This is a genomic window from Bacillus cereus group sp. BfR-BA-01349, from assembly GCF_022663795.1.
Lineage (GTDB): Bacteria > Bacillota > Bacilli > Bacillales > Bacillaceae_G > Bacillus_A > Bacillus_A cereus.
In genome coordinates this window covers 20,768-37,022 of the sequence record NZ_JAKUGE010000006.1, presented here as the reverse complement: position 1 = coordinate 37,022, position 16,255 = coordinate 20,768, and the positions used below count along the sequence as shown (strand labels likewise).

Below are 16,255 nucleotides of genomic sequence, written 5' to 3'. Positions count from 1 at the left end.
AAGGAGGTGCGATATGCTATTAAAATATGGTAAACATATTAACTATTTAGCTACATCTTTTATTTTAGTTACATTCTTTGGCTTCCTACTTTCCACAACATGGCTTACTCACTACTCAACTCCTACTACATTCACACTACTGAAAGCATCATTTTGGACTGCTGTTATTCTTACTATCATTGGTTTTGGACGAGAAAAAAGCGCACTTACGGTTATACTATTTGGCATTTGCACACTTGCATTCATTGGTCTTTACACTTTTTCCGTTATTGATTACCTCTATAACCCAAGGCCATAAAAAAGAGCTATCTTTTAACAAGATAGCTCTTTTCTTCACTTCACTACATTTCGCAAAGTACCAATTCCTTCTACTGTAATAACCACTTCATCACCAGCATGTAAAAACTTCGGTGGTGTGAAACCTTTTCCGACACCAGCCGGGGTTCCTGTTGCGATAATATCGCCTGGTTCTAAAGTCATTCCTTTACTTATCGTTGAAATAATTTCTTCTATTGAAAAAATCATTTTATTTGTGTTGGAAGTTTGCCTTACTTCTCCATTTACTACCGTTTCAATGTGTAATGCATTCGGCGCATTAACCACCGATTTATGAATTAAATACGGTCCCATCGGACAAAATGTATCGAAGCTTTTCCCAAGGAAAAACTGTTTATGTTTTCTTTGAATGTCTCGAGCTGTTACATCATTGATAATCGTATAACCAAAAACATGCTCAAGCGCTTTTTCTTTTTTAATTTGTTTCCCTCGCTTACCAATAACGATAGCTAATTCTCCTTCGTAATCTAGTTCGTCCGTTGCATGAGGGTGACCATTAATTTGCTCATTTATGCCAATAACTGTTGTTGGTGCTTTCGTAAAGATCATTATATTTTCTGGAATAGACTCTACTCCACCCATTTCTACCGCATGCTCACGATAGTTTTTTCCAACGCACAAAATATTCTTTCTTGGCCTTGGAATCGGTGCTAATATTTTCACCTCTGTTAACGGATAATACGCCGCTTCCCCGTTTTCTTTTGCCCAATTTACAATTTCACATACTTTCTCAAAGCATTCAGTCCCTCTTTCAATACACTCTAACATTGTAATAGGGATTGTAACCTTTTCCCCTTTTTGTCTTTGCGCTTCTCTTAAGTGTAATACCTTTTCTTCTTCTTCATCCACAATACCTACAAATACCTTTTCTTCTTTCTTCGCCGTTACAAAACGCAATATTTCCACTCTCCATCCTAAAACTCATGCCCTTTAATTGTATTCGCATCCTTAAGAAAAAAACCTTCTCATGCACGCTAATTTTTACAATATTCTTCTCATACCCTATTCGTTACCCTTTATCATTTGGCATAAAATGTAGAAATTTTACTTTTTTTAGCGAATGCATTTCTTTTTTATGAAGTTTTTGTATAATATGTACTACATATATACTAAAAATTTCATTTAGAGATGGAGCCGATTTCAATGTTTGAGCAAGCGATTGAAAAAAAACGTGAAAAAATGATTTATTTTGCTGAACGCTATGGAATGACTTCTCAAAAAACAGTGGATTGTAGCCAAGAACTGGACAGGCTCTTAAATGTAATTTGTCATGTACATACGGATTTACACCCTAATCAAACATTCAAAACACACACGCAATAATGCGTGTGTTTCTTTTATTTCAAAAAAATACACATTTTATTGGAAACGCCCATACAATAGTAGAAAAGAAAATTTTAAAAACGAAGGGTGTTTTGTATGCCAGCTATGGTCGGACATATTCGTATCGTCAATATTGGATCAAGTGGTATTTTTCATATTGGAGATGTATTTGCGATTAGGCCTATTAGTTACTCACGTGCTTTCGCCGGGGCCGGCTCTTTTAATGTTGGAGATAACGTTTCTGTCTACAATTATCAAAGTGCAACGACTGTCAACGATTCAGATGTCGTCGATCAAGCGATAATTGGTTCAACTTAAAGGGGGCGATTGTATTGAATTTTTACGTAAACCAAAGCATCATCATTAACAGCATTAAAATTGATAGCATTACAACCTCTTCTGTGTTCCAAATTGGTACTGCCGGAAGTATTAAAGCCCTATCTAAATTTTCAAATACGGGCGGATTTACGGAGCCGCTTCGCCCATTACAAGCGAAAGGACAAATTATTTCTATCAAACCATCAACTAGTTCTTCTTAAGACATCCTTGTCATAAATATATAGCAGGAATATTTTTACCCTCCCTATTGAAAAGGAGGTTTCACAAATGAATCAAGATATATATACTTACTTACACCAACTTCAACAAGCTCTTCAAACACAACAAGCAGCCATCCTGAATTTAGAAGATCAAGTGCGCCAACTCCAAGAAGAGCTTAACGAATTAAAAAATCGCCCCTCCTCTTCTGTAGGAAAAGTGGAATACAAATTCGATCAATTAAAAGTCGAAAATTTAAATGGTACTCTAAATATTGGTTTAAACCCATTTTCAGCAAAAGGACAACAAATTGAAGACCTTCAAGTGGATACAGAAACATTGAAGGTAAACCCTGAAACCGAAACAAACCCAGACTTTTATCAAGGTATCCTCCAAGAAATGCATCGATACTTAGATGAAGAAGCATATAATCGTATTCTCCATTTTGAACAAGAAGAGCGAACACCGCTTGATGAAATGTATCGACAAATGATGGTGGATGACATAAAAAAACAGATGGAGCATCGACTCCCTTATTATTTATCACAAGCGCAATCATATGAAGGTATTTCAACAGATCCAGATTATTTACGAGATATCATTATTCAGGCAATGAAACAAGATATTGACAAAGCCTTTCTCTCCTTTATTCAGCACATACCGGGAAATTTCCGAAAGGAGTAAGTATGTATGAACCTTAACGTTGTAAACCGTGAGTTAAAAGTCGGACAGATTAAAATGAACGGTGTATCGTCGTCCGCACTCTTTTTAATTGGAGATGCAAATCTCCTCATTCTATCTTCTATTCTCGATACACCATTTGAAACAGTTACAGAGGGTCCATTTGTACCATTAGTAACAGATGTCCCTCCTACTCCAGGTTAAGGAGACTGAGAAATTATGTTGCATCATGTGTCTATTGTCCAAAATGTTTCTATTATTTCTTTAGGGATTGCTGCTGTATTTCAAGTTGGAGATGCAAACCAAATGGAATTAAAAATTGCCGTCCACCGTGAAATTCCTTTTTATATACGGGGAGAAGGTCGCTTTGATGCTTTTGAAATCTTTACAGATGAACACATTACAATTCCAAAACGAACGACAGATGTAAAATTAAACATTGTAAATGAATGCCCTTTTATTGAAGTTAATAACGTTGAATTACGCACACTTTTAAATTCTGGTTGCTTTCAAATTGGAAATGTTGATTATGGTTTTAATAACTCTCGTATTATACAAATCCGCCAATATATTACGGATGAACCTTCCGCACAATAATTCATATAGTAATTAAAAAGCTTAGTAAAGTAGGTGGATGGTATGCCTTCGGTTGTAGGAAATCTCGTCGTGCAAAACAGTAACGGCTCTTTCAACTTAGGAGATTTTTATAACGTATCTCCGAAAGAAAACACGAAAGCCTATAACGGATCTGGAGCTTCCAATGTTGGGTTTGTCGTGAATACGTTTAACGGTGTTAGTGCAACGAATACATTTGATTCTGATGTGGCAGATCAAGATCAGATTGGAACAGCGTAAAAAAAGTAGGAGAATATCTCCTACTTTTTTCTTTTATCTAATTCAAAATTATTAAAATAAAATTTTAATAAGCAAGAGCTTTACTGTCCACAAATAGTGGTATAAACAAGTAAGTAGTGAAGAGGCACTATTTCATTTTATTTAAATGATAACCCGCTCTCCTCCAAAGCCTTCCTAAGCTTCGGCAAAGACGCAGGCCCCATACCATGCAGTTTTGAAATTTCTTTTTCACTATATTTTGAGAGTTCTTCTACAGTTTGAATTCCATGGTGTTCTAATGCCCTTCTTGCTGGCGCTGAAAGAAGAGAGAGAAAACCTTCTTTTGGTTTTCTCTCTTTCTCACAGGTTGGGCAAGTTGGACAAGTTGGACAATCGCTACTTTTATAGTACTCGTGTCCCTGTTCACAAGTTCTTAACGTTTTTTCCGTTACCATTTTCAAGCCCCTCTATTCTTCAATATTTACAACGTGATTCCCATCAAAGAAATATAAACATTTCTCTTTCACAGGATGTTGTAAGCTTTTCTCCAGTGCTTTTGCATATAACGAAAGCTGCACTTTATATCGATCTTCTAAAATTGGTTTCGCTTGTTCGAATCCGCCTGGGAATTTCCCTTCAATCGTATCTGTTTTGAAGTCGATTAACGTAATGCCATCTTCCTCTTCAATCATGCAGTCGATAACCCCTTGGACAAGGATCGATTCCCCGCTATTCCCTTTCCAATCTTGATATGCTTCTTCTGCTGCAAGCATCATCGTAAATGGTACTTCACGCTCAACACTTTTCGCCGCTAATACCCTTTTGCCTAAGTCACTGTCAAAGAATGAAATTACTTTTTCAATCGCTATTTCTTCCGCCTGCTCGAATGTTAATAATTCCTTATTTACCATTCCAGCAATTTGCTCTTGAAGAACTTCAACCGTAATCGGCTTCTTCAAATCAACATGCTGCATAACGGCATGGACTGCTGTTCCGCGCTCTGCGTACGTTAACCCTTTTTTCTCCATAAAGCGCGGACGTGTTTTAATTGGTGCACGTAGTTTTTTAATAAAGGCGTTATCGCTACCTTCTTCAGATTGATAATTTCTCTTTATTTCTGTAACAGATTGCTTCGCACGATGAGATGTCGCATCCTCATATCCGTACTTCCACATTAATCTGTCGTACACTTCTTCTTTCCGTTCACTTTGTAATGGCACAGCCTTTTTCTCACGAAGCGCTTCTAATAATTCTTGTTTCTCTTCTTGAACTGGCTCTGGTGCAAGTAGCGTATTACCGTCCACAACTTCTACTTTCCAGCTCGTGTCATACCCGTAAATTTCATCCGGAATACTTCCTTGTCCTAATTCAAGAAGCATTTCACTATCACGGTGTCTATATAATGAAGGTGCAATCCAGTCTAAATAACAAGACGACCCGGCACGTATATGATCTGGTAATAACCATTCACTATGTTCCCTCGCATCAAGCCATTTTTCCATTTCCTTATTTGCATCCTTAACTGTTCCAATTAAAATTAACTTCTCTTTCGCACGCGTCAATGCTACGTATAGTACGCGCATTTCTTCCGCAATTAATTCCATTTTCATTTTACGCTTAATCGCAAGCTGTGATAATGTTGTATATTTAATTCGTTTACGCGGATCGATAAATTGCGAACCGAAACCGAAATCTTTATGCAATAAGAAACGTTTCATTAAGTCTTGTGTATTAAAACGACGACCGAGTCCAGCTACAAATACAACTGGGAACTCTAACCCTTTACTTTTATGAATCGTCATAATGCGAACAACGTCTTCTTGTTCACCGAGGGCCCTCGCCGTACCCATATCATCACCGCGTTCTAAAATACGTTCAATAAAACGTAAGAAGCGGAATAATCCTCTAAATGATGTTGCTTCATATTGTCTTGCGCGGTCATATAGTACGCGTAAGTTTGCCTGCCTTTGCTTTCCAGCTGGTAAACCGCCAACGAAGTCGTAATAACCTGTCTCACCGTACACTTTCCAAATTAAATCAGAAAGTGATTGTTGGCGCGCGAATTCACGCCATCCTTGCAGTAAGTTATAAAACCACTCTAATTTATCATGAAGTTCTTGCTCCTCTTCAAGTGGTGCCCCTTTTAAGAATGAGCTCATTACTTCATAAAATGACCCTTTCTTTCCGTGAGCACGAAGCGTCGCAAGTTCTTCGTCATTTAATCCAACGATCGGTGAACGAAGTACTGCTGCAAGCGGGATATCTTGCATCGGATTATCAATAACGCGGAATACGTTCATCATAATATTTACTTCTGTCGCTTCAAAGTAACCAGTCGCAAGGTCTGCATATACTGGAATTCCTTGTAATTTTAACTCTTCCATAATTTGCGGTGCCCACGGCATGGAGCGAAGTAAAATAACGAAGTCGCGGTATTGTACTGGGCGCATACCATCATTTTTACGGTCATACACTTCATAACCTGAATCAACCATCGCTTTAATGCGCTGCGCCATAAGACGAGCTTCAAGCTGTGCTTTTTCGACTTCTGCACCTTCTTCTCCGTCTATTACTTCTTCTTCCGTTTGCTGAATGCACAGTAGTTCTGCCGCTACATCTTCACCTTCTGGATAGGTAGCACCTAACTTTAATTCAGCGTCTGCATCGTAGTCGATTTCTCCGACTTCTTCACCCATAATTTGTTTGAAGATAAAGTTCGTACCTGCTAGTACTTCATGACGACTACGGAAGTTTTTCGCTAAGTCGATCTTCATTCCGCCGCCCAATCCTTCTTGTGTGAAGCGTTTATATTTTCCTAGGAATAGTCCTGGTTCGGCTAGTCGGAAACGATAAATCGATTGCTTTACGTCACCAACCATGAACAAGTTTCCTTCACTCTCAGAATCTTTCGTTACGAATTTAATAATGGATTCCTGTACAAAGTTCGTATCTTGATATTCATCGACTAATACTTCAGCAAATTTGTTACGATATTGGAGCGCCACTGCTGACGGATTCATTTCACCATTTTCACTTTGTTCACTTAAAATTTGCAAACAAAAATGCTCTAAATCTGTGAAATCGACCATTCCTTTATCTCGCTTCATCGCTTGGAAACGCTCTGTAAATACTTTTACAAGTTGAACAAGCTTTTCTAATACTGGGTGCATATCTTGAAAATCTCGTAAGAAACTTTCAGGTTTTCGGCTAAATAACTCTTCTTGTAATTTCTTCACCTCATCTTTCGCTTTATTACGAAGAGAGTCTACTTGTTTTACAACATCTTCATTGTAATCACTTTTCTTAATACGCTTTAACGTTTGCCACGATACGTTTTGCATCGCTTCATACAAACTTGTCCACGACTCATGAGCAGCTGATGATAGCGTTCCAAGTAAAGCTAGATCTGCTTGCAGGGTTTCAATGCGAGGCGCTGGACCGTCAGGAAGCATTGCGAGTTCAGTTGCCTTACGAATATGCTGTTCCGCTGTTTCAAGCTGGAATTTCACATCTTCTAATAAATAAGAAGCATATACTAAGTCTTCAATTGTCTTTCCTTCTACGTCATATGCTTCTACTAATTTATCAAGCCATTTTTCCGGATTTGGATGCGCTCTTGACTCTGTATGAAGCGCTAAAATCATACGTTGTAAGTCATCATCACTACGGTCACTCGTATAACGATCAACAAGTTCAAAGAAGATTGTATTATCTTCGATTCCGTACTCTTCTTCTAATATGTCATCTAGCACTTCTTCTTTTAACAATTCATTTTCTGTTTGATTCGCAATACGGAAACGAGGATCAACATCAAGCATGTAGTAATATCCTCTAATTACTTGTAAACAGAATGAGTGAATTGTTGAAATGGAAGCTTTATTTAATAGGCTCAGCTGCTTTCTTACGTGTTGAGAGCCTGGTTCATCAATTAATACCTTTTCTAACGCTTCCCCGATTCGGTTTTTCATCTCTTGCGCCGCTGCATTCGTAAATGTTACAACGAGCAGGCGGTCGACATCGACTGGATTCTCTTCATTAATAATCTTTTTAATAATACGTTCAACTAATACTGCTGTTTTACCTGATCCAGCTGCAGCCGCAACTAAAATATCACGCCCGTTCGCTACAACAGCTTTCCACTGGTCATCTGTCCATTGACTATCTTCTGGTTTTTTAGGCCAATTTTCTATCATTCTCCGCCAACCTCCTCTCTTATTTTCTCCATCGCTTCGCTATCTTTCATATCTTTTAACGATCGGAACTGATTATCTTCAAGTGACTCATCAAATTGACAAACAGATTTGAAGTTACAGAACGTACATGCTGCTTTATTTCCCATTTTATAAGGAGCAATATCGATAACACCTTCTGTAATATCTTTTCCGATATTTTCAAACGTATGGTGTACATATTTTTGCAGTACGTTAAACTCTTGCTCACTTGCAATACTTGAACGCGCACTAAAGCTACCGTCTTTTTTCAGGCCAGCAGAAATAATATCTGAACTTCCTGTTGAAAGTTTGTTATCCATTAAACGAACAACGTCAGCATCTCCTAATACGAGTCCTTTCATTTTAAATTTCTTTAAAATTTCTTTTTCAATTTCAGCTTCAGATGCGTCACCTTTCATCTCAACGATTGGGTTATGAATATGGAAATACAATACACCAGCTGGTGATGCTGCGTGACCTTTTTTCATCCACGTCTGCGCATTCGAAGTAACAACATCTAAATACGTTAACATTTGAAGTGCTAATCCGTAATACACTTCCGTTAAATCTAACGCTTTTGAACTTGATTTATAATCAATAATACGTAGGAACGTCCCGTTTTCATCTTCTGCCTTATCAACACGGTCAATACGGCCGACAACTTCCATCTTCACACCATTTGGTAATGAGAATTCCATCGGCGGAAGTGAGCCTGTACCACCCATACCGAACGGCACTTCTAAATCAACTGGTACGAATCCGCTTGACTTCGCATGTTCACGAAGAATGATTGACGTACGGAAAATGATTTGTTGTAGTTTTTGTTTTAAATAGAAATGACGGTTTGAACTTAATAAAATTTGTCGTTGTAATAACGGTGCGATTTCTTCTATTACTAAAACAGAAAGATGCTCACACTCTTTTATGGATAAATCCGCCCAAGTACGGTTTTCACGCAATAACTTGTCCGCAATTTTCTTTAATGCCGCATGGAATAATTCGCCGATATCCGGCGCATCAAGCTTGAAAATATCACGCTCTCTAAGCGATAAACCGTGCTGCGCAAAATGAGCGTATGCACAACGGTTAAATAGTTCCATACGAGAGACGCTTCCTTTAATTATATCTCCGTATAAATCTCTACTTACTGCTGTACTTAGTTTCTTCGCACGATTTCGATAGAATAAACTTGATAAGACGCGGCTACTTTTTTGTTTCCATTCATCTGAAGTTACGTAGAAATTATATACGTCCCACCAAAAGTCTAAATTCCCTTCAAATCCGTATCGCTTCCACGTTTGTAGTTGCTGCATAACGTAAGATAACGTTACTTCTGGCGTTGCTACGTATGAAATTTGTTCTGAACGTGATAAATCGTTTACGTCATTCGTAATAAATAAATCTTTCACATTAGGGAACATTCTTTTTATTTTCTTAATAAAGCTAGACGCAAGTAACGTCTTTCCTTCTTCATCTGCAAGCGGGCATGAAATATATAACTTCTCAGATGCTCTCGTTACCATTTGATACATAACGAACTGTTCTTCTAACAAAGTTTGTCTCGTCGTTGGCGCTAATTCAATCCCTGCTGCACCAAGAACTTCTCTTTCTTCATCAGAAAGCATACCTTCGTCCATAGGTGCTGCTGGAATAACACCCTCATTTACACCTATAATAAACGTTGCTTTCACGTCAGATAACCTGGAGTGATCAATATTAGCAATTAACACTTGGTCTAATGACGGCGGAATGTTAGCAAATTGAAGTGCCTCAAGACCTGTCGACATAACGTCCGTAAACATAGAAAGAGACATTTTCTCTTCACCAAGCATCTCTACAAACGTATCAAGAAGGCTCATTACTTCTTCCCATACTTGTTCATGATCTGTCGCAAATAAGAAATCTCCACTTTCTTCTGCACGTATACGTAATTCTTCTAGTTTTTTCGGAACATCCAGCTCTTCTAGAAATAAGTAAACTGCTTCACACATTTGCATAACTGTTCCTGCACGCTTTAACCTTTTTTGCATGCGAATAACAGGTGTTCTTACAACGTCACGTAACCTATTTATTTTCTCTTCCATTTCACGTTCACTGTCTGTAATCATCCCGTTCGTATCATCAAGAGAACGATAACGGCGATACATCCATGAATCCTCTGAAGTCCACCTCTTTCCTTGTACACCGTACGCTAAACAGTAATTTTCAAATTCATCCATTTCTTCACGCATCGTTTCTTTTCTTACGTCTAATGGATATAAAAGCTCTGTTTTCACGCAGCGGAACACCGCATCATAACGCCAATTCCCACCAATAATCTCGAGTGCAGAACGAATACATTCTACTAATGGGTGGTGTGACATCGGGCGCTTTTCATCGATGAAGTGCGGGATATTGTAATCTGTAAATAACGTGCGCATCACATCGTAATAACTTTCCCCATTACGAAGAAGCACTGCAATATCTCGGTAACGATATTTTTCATTCGCAACAAGTTTACGAATTTCACGAGCAACACCTTCTACCTCCGCTCGTAAATTCGCAGCTGTGCTAATCGTTACACTCGCTTCACCGTTAAATTTTTCATTCGGACGCGCTTCATAATGAGCTTCTAAATGCGCTAATGCGGGAGAATGAAAACGCGGCTGTTCCATAAGTGGAATTGTTTTTTCAATTTCTATTTTCTCTTCACGCGCTACTTGTTTTATTTTTTCATACGTTAACGTCGTTTCATAAAATAAATCGAGTTCATTTACTGGCTGTGCTAACGTTTTTTCATCTATCGTTAACGTGATCGTAACTCTCGCTCCGCAAATCATAAGCTGTCTTACAATCTCTAACTCTTGCGGGGAGAATGAATGAAATCCATCTATATAAATTTCCGCACCATTTACATATTCAGACTGCGGAAGCTTTTCCACTAGCAATTGCAGGTAGTCTTCTGAATCTAAATATTTTCCAATTAAAGCACGTTCAAAATCATCGTATAATAGCTGTAAATCATACACTTTATTCGCTAGTAACTTTTGTTCGGCACTGCTACTATGCGCATCCAATTGTTGCCACATTTCATATACGTTAGATGGCGTTACATTGTAACGTTTAAACTCTGCAATCATACTGCCAAGATGTTCAAAGAAACCGTTTTGCTCCGCTGCTTTTTGGTACACCGATAATCCATCTTTACGAGACTCTACAATTTTACGGAGTAACATATGTACACCCGCTTCATCAATATGAAGACGACTCGCTCCGCCAACTTCTTGTAGTACCTTCCACGCTAATCGTGAAAAACTAAAAACTTGTGCCCGAATAGAACCTCTTACATCCTCACTTCCAATTAACGCCTGCTGCGTCTGGAATGTCATCTGTTCTGGCACAAGATATAATATTGTTTTCCTTCTCGGGCGTTGTTTTAACTCTTCTTGCACTTCGCGTAAACAAAGTGTACTTTTTCCACTTCCCGCTCTACCAATTACAAATCGAAGTGACATGTAACCCCACCTTTCACTTACATAACGAACGTTAGTTTGCTACTATAATTGTATTATAGTACACGAAAAAAGACAAACTGAGTTGTTTGTCTTTTCTATACTTCTACTTCATTATATCAACCTTTTGAAAAATTCGTTTGCACCTCTTGAATTGGCCAATATCGCAAATCAACTTTACCGACAACTGTATCAGCTTTTACAAAGCCAAAGTGTCTACTATCCCAGCTCCCGAGCCGGTTATCACCTACTACAAAAATAAACCCGGGTGGCACCAGCTTTTCTTTCGTTAACTCTTCTAATGTAAAGTCGCCTGTTAGTTGCCTTCCATTTATCTCTTTCTTATACTTCTCTAAATACGGCTCATCAATAAATTGACCGTTTATATATAACTTATCCTGCTTATATTCAATATGATCTCCAGGTAAACCGATAACCCGCTTTACATAGTCCTCTTTTTTATTCGCATGAAATACCACAACGTCAAATCTGTTCAAGTCCCCAACTTGATAACTCACCTTATTTACAACTAGCATATTGCCATCTTGCAATGTCGGCATCATTGACTTCCCCTCTACAACATACGTTGAAAAGAAAAACGTTCGAAAAAATACAGCTAATAATACACCAATTAAAATTGTTCGTATCCACTCTATGCCTTCTTTTTTCAAAGTTTTCTTCATCTGCTTCTCCCCTTATCCTTTAATACTGAAGCTTTCCTTTACAAAGAAGACTATTCTTAATGTAGTTCTAACTTTACTTCGATTTTCTTACCGACATACCATAAAATAAAAATACCAATCCCTACAATAACTGATTTCACTGGATTATGAATAAATGACATTAAATCATGACCGATATACGTTAAAATAAAAATCATCACAAGTTTTCCGAATGCTAACGCTAGACCAAACTGTTTTACACTAATTCGGGATAAACCAGCAACAACATTTATTAGCGCTGACGGTGTAAACGGAAAACAAAATATAACAAAAATCGGTGCGAATCCTTTCCTTTCAATCCACCCCATTGCTTTTCGTACTCTCTCATGCTTATTTACAAACGAAAAGAAACGACTGCGACCAAAATGGCGGATGATGAAAAAGACAAGTAATGCACCCATTACTGATCCAAGCCATGAATAAAGAAAACCGAGCCAAAAGCCAAATGCAACAGCATTCGCCAGTACAAATACAATAAGCGGTAATACCGGAATCAACGCCTCTATCATCGGTAAACCAATACCAAGAAGTGGTCCGAACGCTTTATAACTCTCAACAATATGATCCATATTTTCTGGTGAAAAATACTCTTTGATTGTCTGAAAATCCATTCTACACTTTACCCCTTTACTCTAAATACTATCCCTACTGTATCATTGCTTATATGAAAGAGGAAATGGTAGATACGACATACGGAGATGTATTTATTAAAGTTTCCATATCTTTCATAAGAATTCCTTCATTATTTAGCTATGATAATCTATCAATATTTGACAAGATATTACATATTAATAACACCCTATCCAACAATATCCTTATATCCCTTCAAAAATAGTATATTACAAATAATTTATTTAAATATAAAAAAATAGTATTTTTTACATTTTTTATTAAAAAAAACAACATAAATCTGTTATACTAAATATCGCAATATATTTATTTTATATTTTTAGGAGGAAATACTTTGAAAGACACAGTAAAATTATTAAAATGGGTTACTGGTGCCTTAGAGGCTTTACTGGGAATACCTGTACTCGGAGGAACTATTGTTGTTTCTTTACTTTGGTTACCACTTCTTTTCATGCTAGTATTACATATTGTTACTTTAGTATTGGCTAAAAAAGCTAATATGAGCGCTAACGGTAATGTGCTAGGAATTGTAACTTCTTGCCTTGCATGGATTCCGTTTGTAGGAATGATTTTGCATATTTTATCAGCTATCTTCATTATGATGGATGCTGCCCGTAAGGAAGAAACTTATTAATATTTAAATAGCAAAAAAGCTGTCCTAGAATGCCGCTTAAAGCAACATTCTAGAGGCAGCTTTTTCTATATTACACTTCTTCTTCTCTAACAAAATACACCTTCTCATAAGCGGGTCTTAATGTTGATTCCTCTTTTTTATCGACCTCTTTAAAACAAGGATTCCCTTGTTTTTTCCTACGATCTTCATATTCAGTACGTAATTTCGCTGTACGATTTTGTTGATTTTCAAAACTAGTTTTTGATATTTCTAATTTCACAGCAAAGCCATTTATAAATCTAATAATAAGATTTCCATCTTCTAATTCTTTATTACTTTCAATATAAAAATGAGACAACCAAGCGCACTCTTTTCTAGAGTAAGAATAGGTAGGGAAAAAATAAAGTTGATCTGCTGGACTAATCGCAATCGGTGCTTTATGTGTAATATGAGTTAACTCTTTCGTTCCTTCTTTTCTGCCTAAGAAACTAGAGCCATGCTTGCGGCAACTTCTTTCTATAATATCTAGAGGTTTTTGAAATACGAAAAAAGAATCATTCATTTCAACGACTCGCGTAACAATTTTCTTTTCACTTAGAATAACAGGAAGTAAGGCCATCGTATTTTTCGTTACAACATAATTTTCGACATAGCGTTCCACTTTACTTTCCATACTCCATTATCTCCTTTTTTCCATTTATATTAGCAGCTGTATATATAATTTTAGCATCTATGAAAAGGAAATAGCTTACAAGTTCCGCTTTTTTACAATTTTTTATCATTTATCAAACATTTGTTAAACAATAAAATCACAATATAGAAATTAACTAATTTTAAAGTTATAAAAACAGCATTTATACTACCTATAAATATTTATTATCCATTCCTCATTTCACATCATTACAACAACTAACTTTGCTATAATTAAAATGTAAATCCAATATATGGAGGGCCACTATGGAAGAAAAAGAGATCCAACCATCGATTCAAATGAAAAATAGTAGCGTCATTATCGTGAAAAACTCAGCTAGTATTATATTCGGTTTATTTTTCATTCTGCTATTCTTTGCCAAACCGTTTCGTAAATCAAAATGTCCAGAATGTAAAAAACGTGAGAAGAAAAAATCAGGGCAAGAACAATAAAAGGCCTTCCTTTATGGAATGCCTTTTTACATTCGTAGTATCATTTTATTTATTCTTCTTCCCCCTAAAAAACGACTATATTTTCTTCCAAGGTTCTCTACATCTTTTTTGATTTGTAATATGATCCTTATATAAAACATGAGAAAGAGTATTTGTACTTGTTACCCGCTTTTAATTTTTATTAAAAAATTAAAATTTGTACATCTTTATCCATCACTAACAATTCGTTAATTAGTTAACTTTGCAATATAAGTTTTGTATATAATGTCATTCAAAAACACAATATATATAAGTAGCTATTTATAATTACATTGCTTTTTATCGAATTCTACAAAGGAGTTGTATACTATGGATAAAGAAAATCCATTAAATCAGCAGGTTAATAGCATTCCCTCAGATGCTCTGAATACCCCTAGTAAGGAACAAGAACAACTGTTAGAAACATCATCTCAAAACGTACAAAATTCCAACAACAACGCTAACAAAAAAGATGTTACTCAAGGTCTATCTGGAAAAGATTTCCCCATTTCAACAGAGAATACAAATTTATAGTTATTTACTATCATACGCAGCAAATGCTCTTGCTGAACTAATTCTTCTACAGAAACTAATACGCATTCCAGATAATTTTTTACCAGTTGTAACATCGAAAAAGAGATTTAGATATAAAAACAGGCTCTAAAAAAACTTTCTCCACAACAAAAAAAGGATGGCATTAGCCATCCTTTTTTCCATCATCAACTATAAAATTATAGTTTGATTACGTTTTTAGCTTGAGGTCCACGGTTACCGTCTTCGATTTCGAAGCTAACTTTTTGACCTTCTTCTAAAGATTTGAAACCGTCAGTTTCGATTGCTGAGAAGTGTACGAATACGTCGTTTTCGCCTGGAACTTCGATGAAACCGAAACCTTTTTCGTTGTTAAACCATTTTACTTGTCCTGTTACTGCCATAATTATTTCCTCCTAAGAAAATACAAATTTTAAATTTTTTAGTCTTCCTGTCTAAAAAAAGAATCCACACATTATCAAATACGAAACATAAACTAGTTCTCACATACTTTTTCTCGTTCGTTTTCAGCACTTGATAACATATGGATTGCTTAATTTAACTATTCAACTGACATCATCATAGCACATTAAAATAAAATGTACAATCTTTTTCGAAAATAGAATTTCTAATTTTTAGTATTTCTTATAAAATATAATTATCTCTATTCTAAATAAGGAGGAATTTATGACCAATAAAATTCCTAGAAAAACATTAAAAAGAATTGAAGAGGATATTGAAAATAATAATCTTGGAAAAGCAAGAGATAGGTTGCATGGCCTCATCTTTACATACCCAAATGAATTACATCTTCGAAAACAACTCGGAGATATTTATTATAAATTACAATATCCAGAAATGGCTGGACGTTACTGGTATCTAGAAGAGCATAAAACAGATATTATGCATGAATCATGTTTATTATTTGAAAAATCAATGGGAAATAGTCCTCATCATATTGCACGTGCTTTAAAGTTTAAAGGCGATTCTAACCATATAAAAGGTTTGTATAAAGATCAACCTTTATCTTCAGTGCAGAAGAAAGTAGCAGAGGAGTTAATTTATGAGTATAAAGAAACATGGAAAGATAAGCTAGTTCCTTTTGGCTGTCTAGCATTGCTTGCTTCCCTTCTCTTTTCTGCCGTTGTTGGTCTATTCACTATTTGGAATTGGATTTTTTAATCA

General features: G+C 36.3%; 20 protein-coding genes. 12 read left to right on the top strand and 8 right to left on the bottom strand.

Translation table 11 applies throughout. From position 1 onward, the window contains the following. Nucleotides 1-13 precede the first annotated feature (13 nt). Complete coding sequence (locus tag MR169_RS05340) at nucleotides 14-298, top strand: hypothetical protein (protein WP_000925342.1); 285 nt, start codon at nucleotides 14-16, stop codon at nucleotides 296-298. 35 nt (nucleotides 299-333) lie between these two features. Here MR169_RS05340 and MR169_RS05335 read toward each other — a convergent pair whose 3' ends face one another. Then, nucleotides 334-1,233, bottom strand: coding sequence for a fumarylacetoacetate hydrolase family protein (locus tag MR169_RS05335; RefSeq protein WP_001213075.1), 900 nt, complete (start codon nucleotides 1,231-1,233; stop codon nucleotides 334-336). 246 nt (nucleotides 1,234-1,479) lie between these two features. On the opposite strand from MR169_RS05335, the gene MR169_RS05330 reads away from it, so the two are divergent. From MR169_RS05330 to gerPF, 7 genes are all read left to right on the top strand, one after another. After that, nucleotides 1,480-1,659 carry an aspartyl-phosphate phosphatase Spo0E family protein gene (locus MR169_RS05330; protein ID WP_000462841.1) on the top strand — a complete coding sequence of 60 codons (180 nt, stop codon included), beginning with the start codon at nucleotides 1,480-1,482 and terminating at the stop codon, nucleotides 1,657-1,659. 96 nt (nucleotides 1,660-1,755) lie between these two features. Then, nucleotides 1,756-1,977, top strand: a complete 222-nt coding sequence (gene gerPA, locus MR169_RS05325) for a spore germination protein GerPA (RefSeq protein WP_001111188.1) — start codon at nucleotides 1,756-1,758, stop codon at nucleotides 1,975-1,977. A gap of 14 nt (nucleotides 1,978-1,991) precedes the next feature. Further along, the gene (gene gerPB, locus MR169_RS05320; RefSeq protein ID WP_001012508.1) at nucleotides 1,992-2,198 is read left to right on the top strand and encodes a spore germination protein GerPB; all 207 of its coding nucleotides are present in this window, start codon (nucleotides 1,992-1,994) and stop codon (nucleotides 2,196-2,198) included. A gap of 67 nt (nucleotides 2,199-2,265) precedes the next feature. Further along, complete coding sequence (gerPC, locus tag MR169_RS05315; protein ID WP_001070762.1) at nucleotides 2,266-2,880, top strand: spore germination protein GerPC; 615 nt, start codon at nucleotides 2,266-2,268, stop codon at nucleotides 2,878-2,880. A 6-nt stretch (nucleotides 2,881-2,886) separates the two neighbouring features. Continuing rightward, entirely contained in the window at nucleotides 2,887-3,081 is a 195-nt protein-coding gene (gene gerPD, locus MR169_RS05310) for a spore germination protein GerPD (protein WP_001052807.1), read from the top strand. Nucleotides 3,082-3,096: 15 nt separating this feature from the next. Continuing rightward, nucleotides 3,097-3,474, top strand: coding sequence for a spore germination protein GerPE (locus MR169_RS05305; RefSeq protein WP_242319080.1), 378 nt, complete (start codon nucleotides 3,097-3,099; stop codon nucleotides 3,472-3,474). A gap of 42 nt (nucleotides 3,475-3,516) precedes the next feature. Then, the gene (gerPF, locus tag MR169_RS05300) at nucleotides 3,517-3,732 is read left to right on the top strand and encodes a spore germination protein GerPF (RefSeq protein ID WP_001141566.1); all 216 of its coding nucleotides are present in this window, start codon (nucleotides 3,517-3,519) and stop codon (nucleotides 3,730-3,732) included. A gap of 137 nt (nucleotides 3,733-3,869) precedes the next feature. On the opposite strand, the gene MR169_RS05295 is transcribed toward gerPF, so the two are convergent. The 5 genes from MR169_RS05295 to MR169_RS05275 all read right to left on the bottom strand — a co-directional run bounded on the left by MR169_RS05295 (nucleotide 3,870) and on the right by MR169_RS05275 (nucleotide 12,746). Beyond that, entirely contained in the window at nucleotides 3,870-4,166 is a 297-nt protein-coding gene (locus MR169_RS05295) for an RNA polymerase alpha subunit C-terminal domain-containing protein (RefSeq protein WP_242319079.1), read from the bottom strand. A 12-nt stretch (nucleotides 4,167-4,178) separates the two neighbouring features. Next, the gene (addA, locus tag MR169_RS05290; RefSeq protein ID WP_242319078.1) at nucleotides 4,179-7,904 is read right to left on the bottom strand and encodes a helicase-exonuclease AddAB subunit AddA; all 3,726 of its coding nucleotides are present in this window, start codon (nucleotides 7,902-7,904) and stop codon (nucleotides 4,179-4,181) included. Continuing rightward, entirely contained in the window at nucleotides 7,901-11,416 is a 3,516-nt protein-coding gene (gene addB, locus MR169_RS05285) for a helicase-exonuclease AddAB subunit AddB (RefSeq protein WP_242319077.1), read from the bottom strand. The genes addA and addB overlap by 4 nt, the downstream gene beginning before the upstream one ends. A 116-nt stretch (nucleotides 11,417-11,532) precedes the next feature. After that, nucleotides 11,533-12,096, bottom strand: coding sequence for a signal peptidase I (gene lepB, locus MR169_RS05280; RefSeq protein WP_000751910.1), 564 nt, complete (start codon nucleotides 12,094-12,096; stop codon nucleotides 11,533-11,535). Nucleotides 12,097-12,152: 56 nt separating this feature from the next. Further along, nucleotides 12,153-12,746, bottom strand: coding sequence for a TVP38/TMEM64 family protein (locus MR169_RS05275; RefSeq protein WP_000347520.1), 594 nt, complete (start codon nucleotides 12,744-12,746; stop codon nucleotides 12,153-12,155). A gap of 353 nt (nucleotides 12,747-13,099) precedes the next feature. Here MR169_RS05275 and MR169_RS05270 point away from each other — a divergent pair, with 353 nt between their 5' ends. Then, nucleotides 13,100-13,399 (top strand): hypothetical protein, encoded by a 300-nt coding sequence (locus MR169_RS05270; protein WP_000655757.1) that lies wholly within the window; start codon nucleotides 13,100-13,102, stop codon nucleotides 13,397-13,399. Nucleotides 13,400-13,469: 70 nt separating this feature from the next. Here the strand turns inward: MR169_RS05270 and MR169_RS05265 are convergent, their stop codons facing one another. Next, nucleotides 13,470-14,051 carry a competence protein ComK gene (locus MR169_RS05265; protein ID WP_000444440.1) on the bottom strand — a complete coding sequence of 194 codons (582 nt, stop codon included), beginning with the start codon at nucleotides 14,049-14,051 and terminating at the stop codon, nucleotides 13,470-13,472. A gap of 284 nt (nucleotides 14,052-14,335) precedes the next feature. On the opposite strand from MR169_RS05265, the gene MR169_RS05260 reads away from it, so the two are divergent. Then, entirely contained in the window at nucleotides 14,336-14,521 is a 186-nt protein-coding gene (locus MR169_RS05260; protein ID WP_000391373.1) for a hypothetical protein, read from the top strand. A gap of 348 nt (nucleotides 14,522-14,869) precedes the next feature. Continuing rightward, entirely contained in the window at nucleotides 14,870-15,073 is a 204-nt protein-coding gene (locus MR169_RS05255) for a hypothetical protein (protein WP_000356922.1), read from the top strand. 197 nt (nucleotides 15,074-15,270) lie between these two features. Here MR169_RS05255 and cspA read toward each other — a convergent pair whose 3' ends face one another. After that, entirely contained in the window at nucleotides 15,271-15,474 is a 204-nt protein-coding gene (gene cspA, locus MR169_RS05250; protein WP_000301518.1) for an RNA chaperone/antiterminator CspA, read from the bottom strand. Nucleotides 15,475-15,757: 283 nt separating this feature from the next. On the opposite strand from cspA, the gene MR169_RS05245 reads away from it, so the two are divergent. Next, complete coding sequence (locus MR169_RS05245; RefSeq protein WP_000182391.1) at nucleotides 15,758-16,252, top strand: DUF6584 family protein; 495 nt, start codon at nucleotides 15,758-15,760, stop codon at nucleotides 16,250-16,252. The last annotated feature ends 3 nt before the right edge of the window (nucleotides 16,253-16,255 follow it).

Bases quoted from the DNA above. Each gene is read 5' to 3' on its own strand.
- MR169_RS05255 (WP_000356922.1), top strand. From the start codon at position 14,870: ATGGATAAAGAAAATCCATTAAATCAGCAGGTTAATAGCATTCCCTCA.
- gerPA (WP_001111188.1), top strand. From the start codon at position 1,756: ATGCCAGCTATGGTCGGACATATTCGTATCGTCAATATTGGATCAAGT.
- gerPD (WP_001052807.1), top strand. From the start codon at position 2,887: ATGAACCTTAACGTTGTAAACCGTGAGTTAAAAGTCGGACAGATTAAA.
- addB (WP_242319077.1), bottom strand. From the start codon at position 11,416: ATGTCACTTCGATTTGTAATTGGTAGAGCGGGAAGTGGAAAAAGTACA.
- MR169_RS05245 (WP_000182391.1), top strand. From the start codon at position 15,758: ATGACCAATAAAATTCCTAGAAAAACATTAAAAAGAATTGAAGAGGAT.
- cspA (WP_000301518.1), bottom strand. From the start codon at position 15,474: ATGGCAGTAACAGGACAAGTAAAATGGTTTAACAACGAAAAAGGTTTC.
- MR169_RS05265 (WP_000444440.1), bottom strand. From the start codon at position 14,051: ATGGAAAGTAAAGTGGAACGCTATGTCGAAAATTATGTTGTAACGAAA.
- MR169_RS05260 (WP_000391373.1), top strand. From the start codon at position 14,336: ATGGAAGAAAAAGAGATCCAACCATCGATTCAAATGAAAAATAGTAGC.
- MR169_RS05305 (WP_242319080.1), top strand. From the start codon at position 3,097: ATGTTGCATCATGTGTCTATTGTCCAAAATGTTTCTATTATTTCTTTA.
- MR169_RS05330 (WP_000462841.1), top strand. From the start codon at position 1,480: ATGTTTGAGCAAGCGATTGAAAAAAAACGTGAAAAAATGATTTATTTT.
- gerPC (WP_001070762.1), top strand. From the start codon at position 2,266: ATGAATCAAGATATATATACTTACTTACACCAACTTCAACAAGCTCTT.
- MR169_RS05340 (WP_000925342.1), top strand. From the start codon at position 14: ATGCTATTAAAATATGGTAAACATATTAACTATTTAGCTACATCTTTT.
- addA (WP_242319078.1), bottom strand. From the start codon at position 7,904: ATGATAGAAAATTGGCCTAAAAAACCAGAAGATAGTCAATGGACAGAT.
- MR169_RS05275 (WP_000347520.1), bottom strand. From the start codon at position 12,746: ATGGATTTTCAGACAATCAAAGAGTATTTTTCACCAGAAAATATGGAT.
- gerPF (WP_001141566.1), top strand. From the start codon at position 3,517: ATGCCTTCGGTTGTAGGAAATCTCGTCGTGCAAAACAGTAACGGCTCT.
- lepB (WP_000751910.1), bottom strand. From the start codon at position 12,096: ATGAAGAAAACTTTGAAAAAAGAAGGCATAGAGTGGATACGAACAATT.
- MR169_RS05295 (WP_242319079.1), bottom strand. From the start codon at position 4,166: ATGGTAACGGAAAAAACGTTAAGAACTTGTGAACAGGGACACGAGTAC.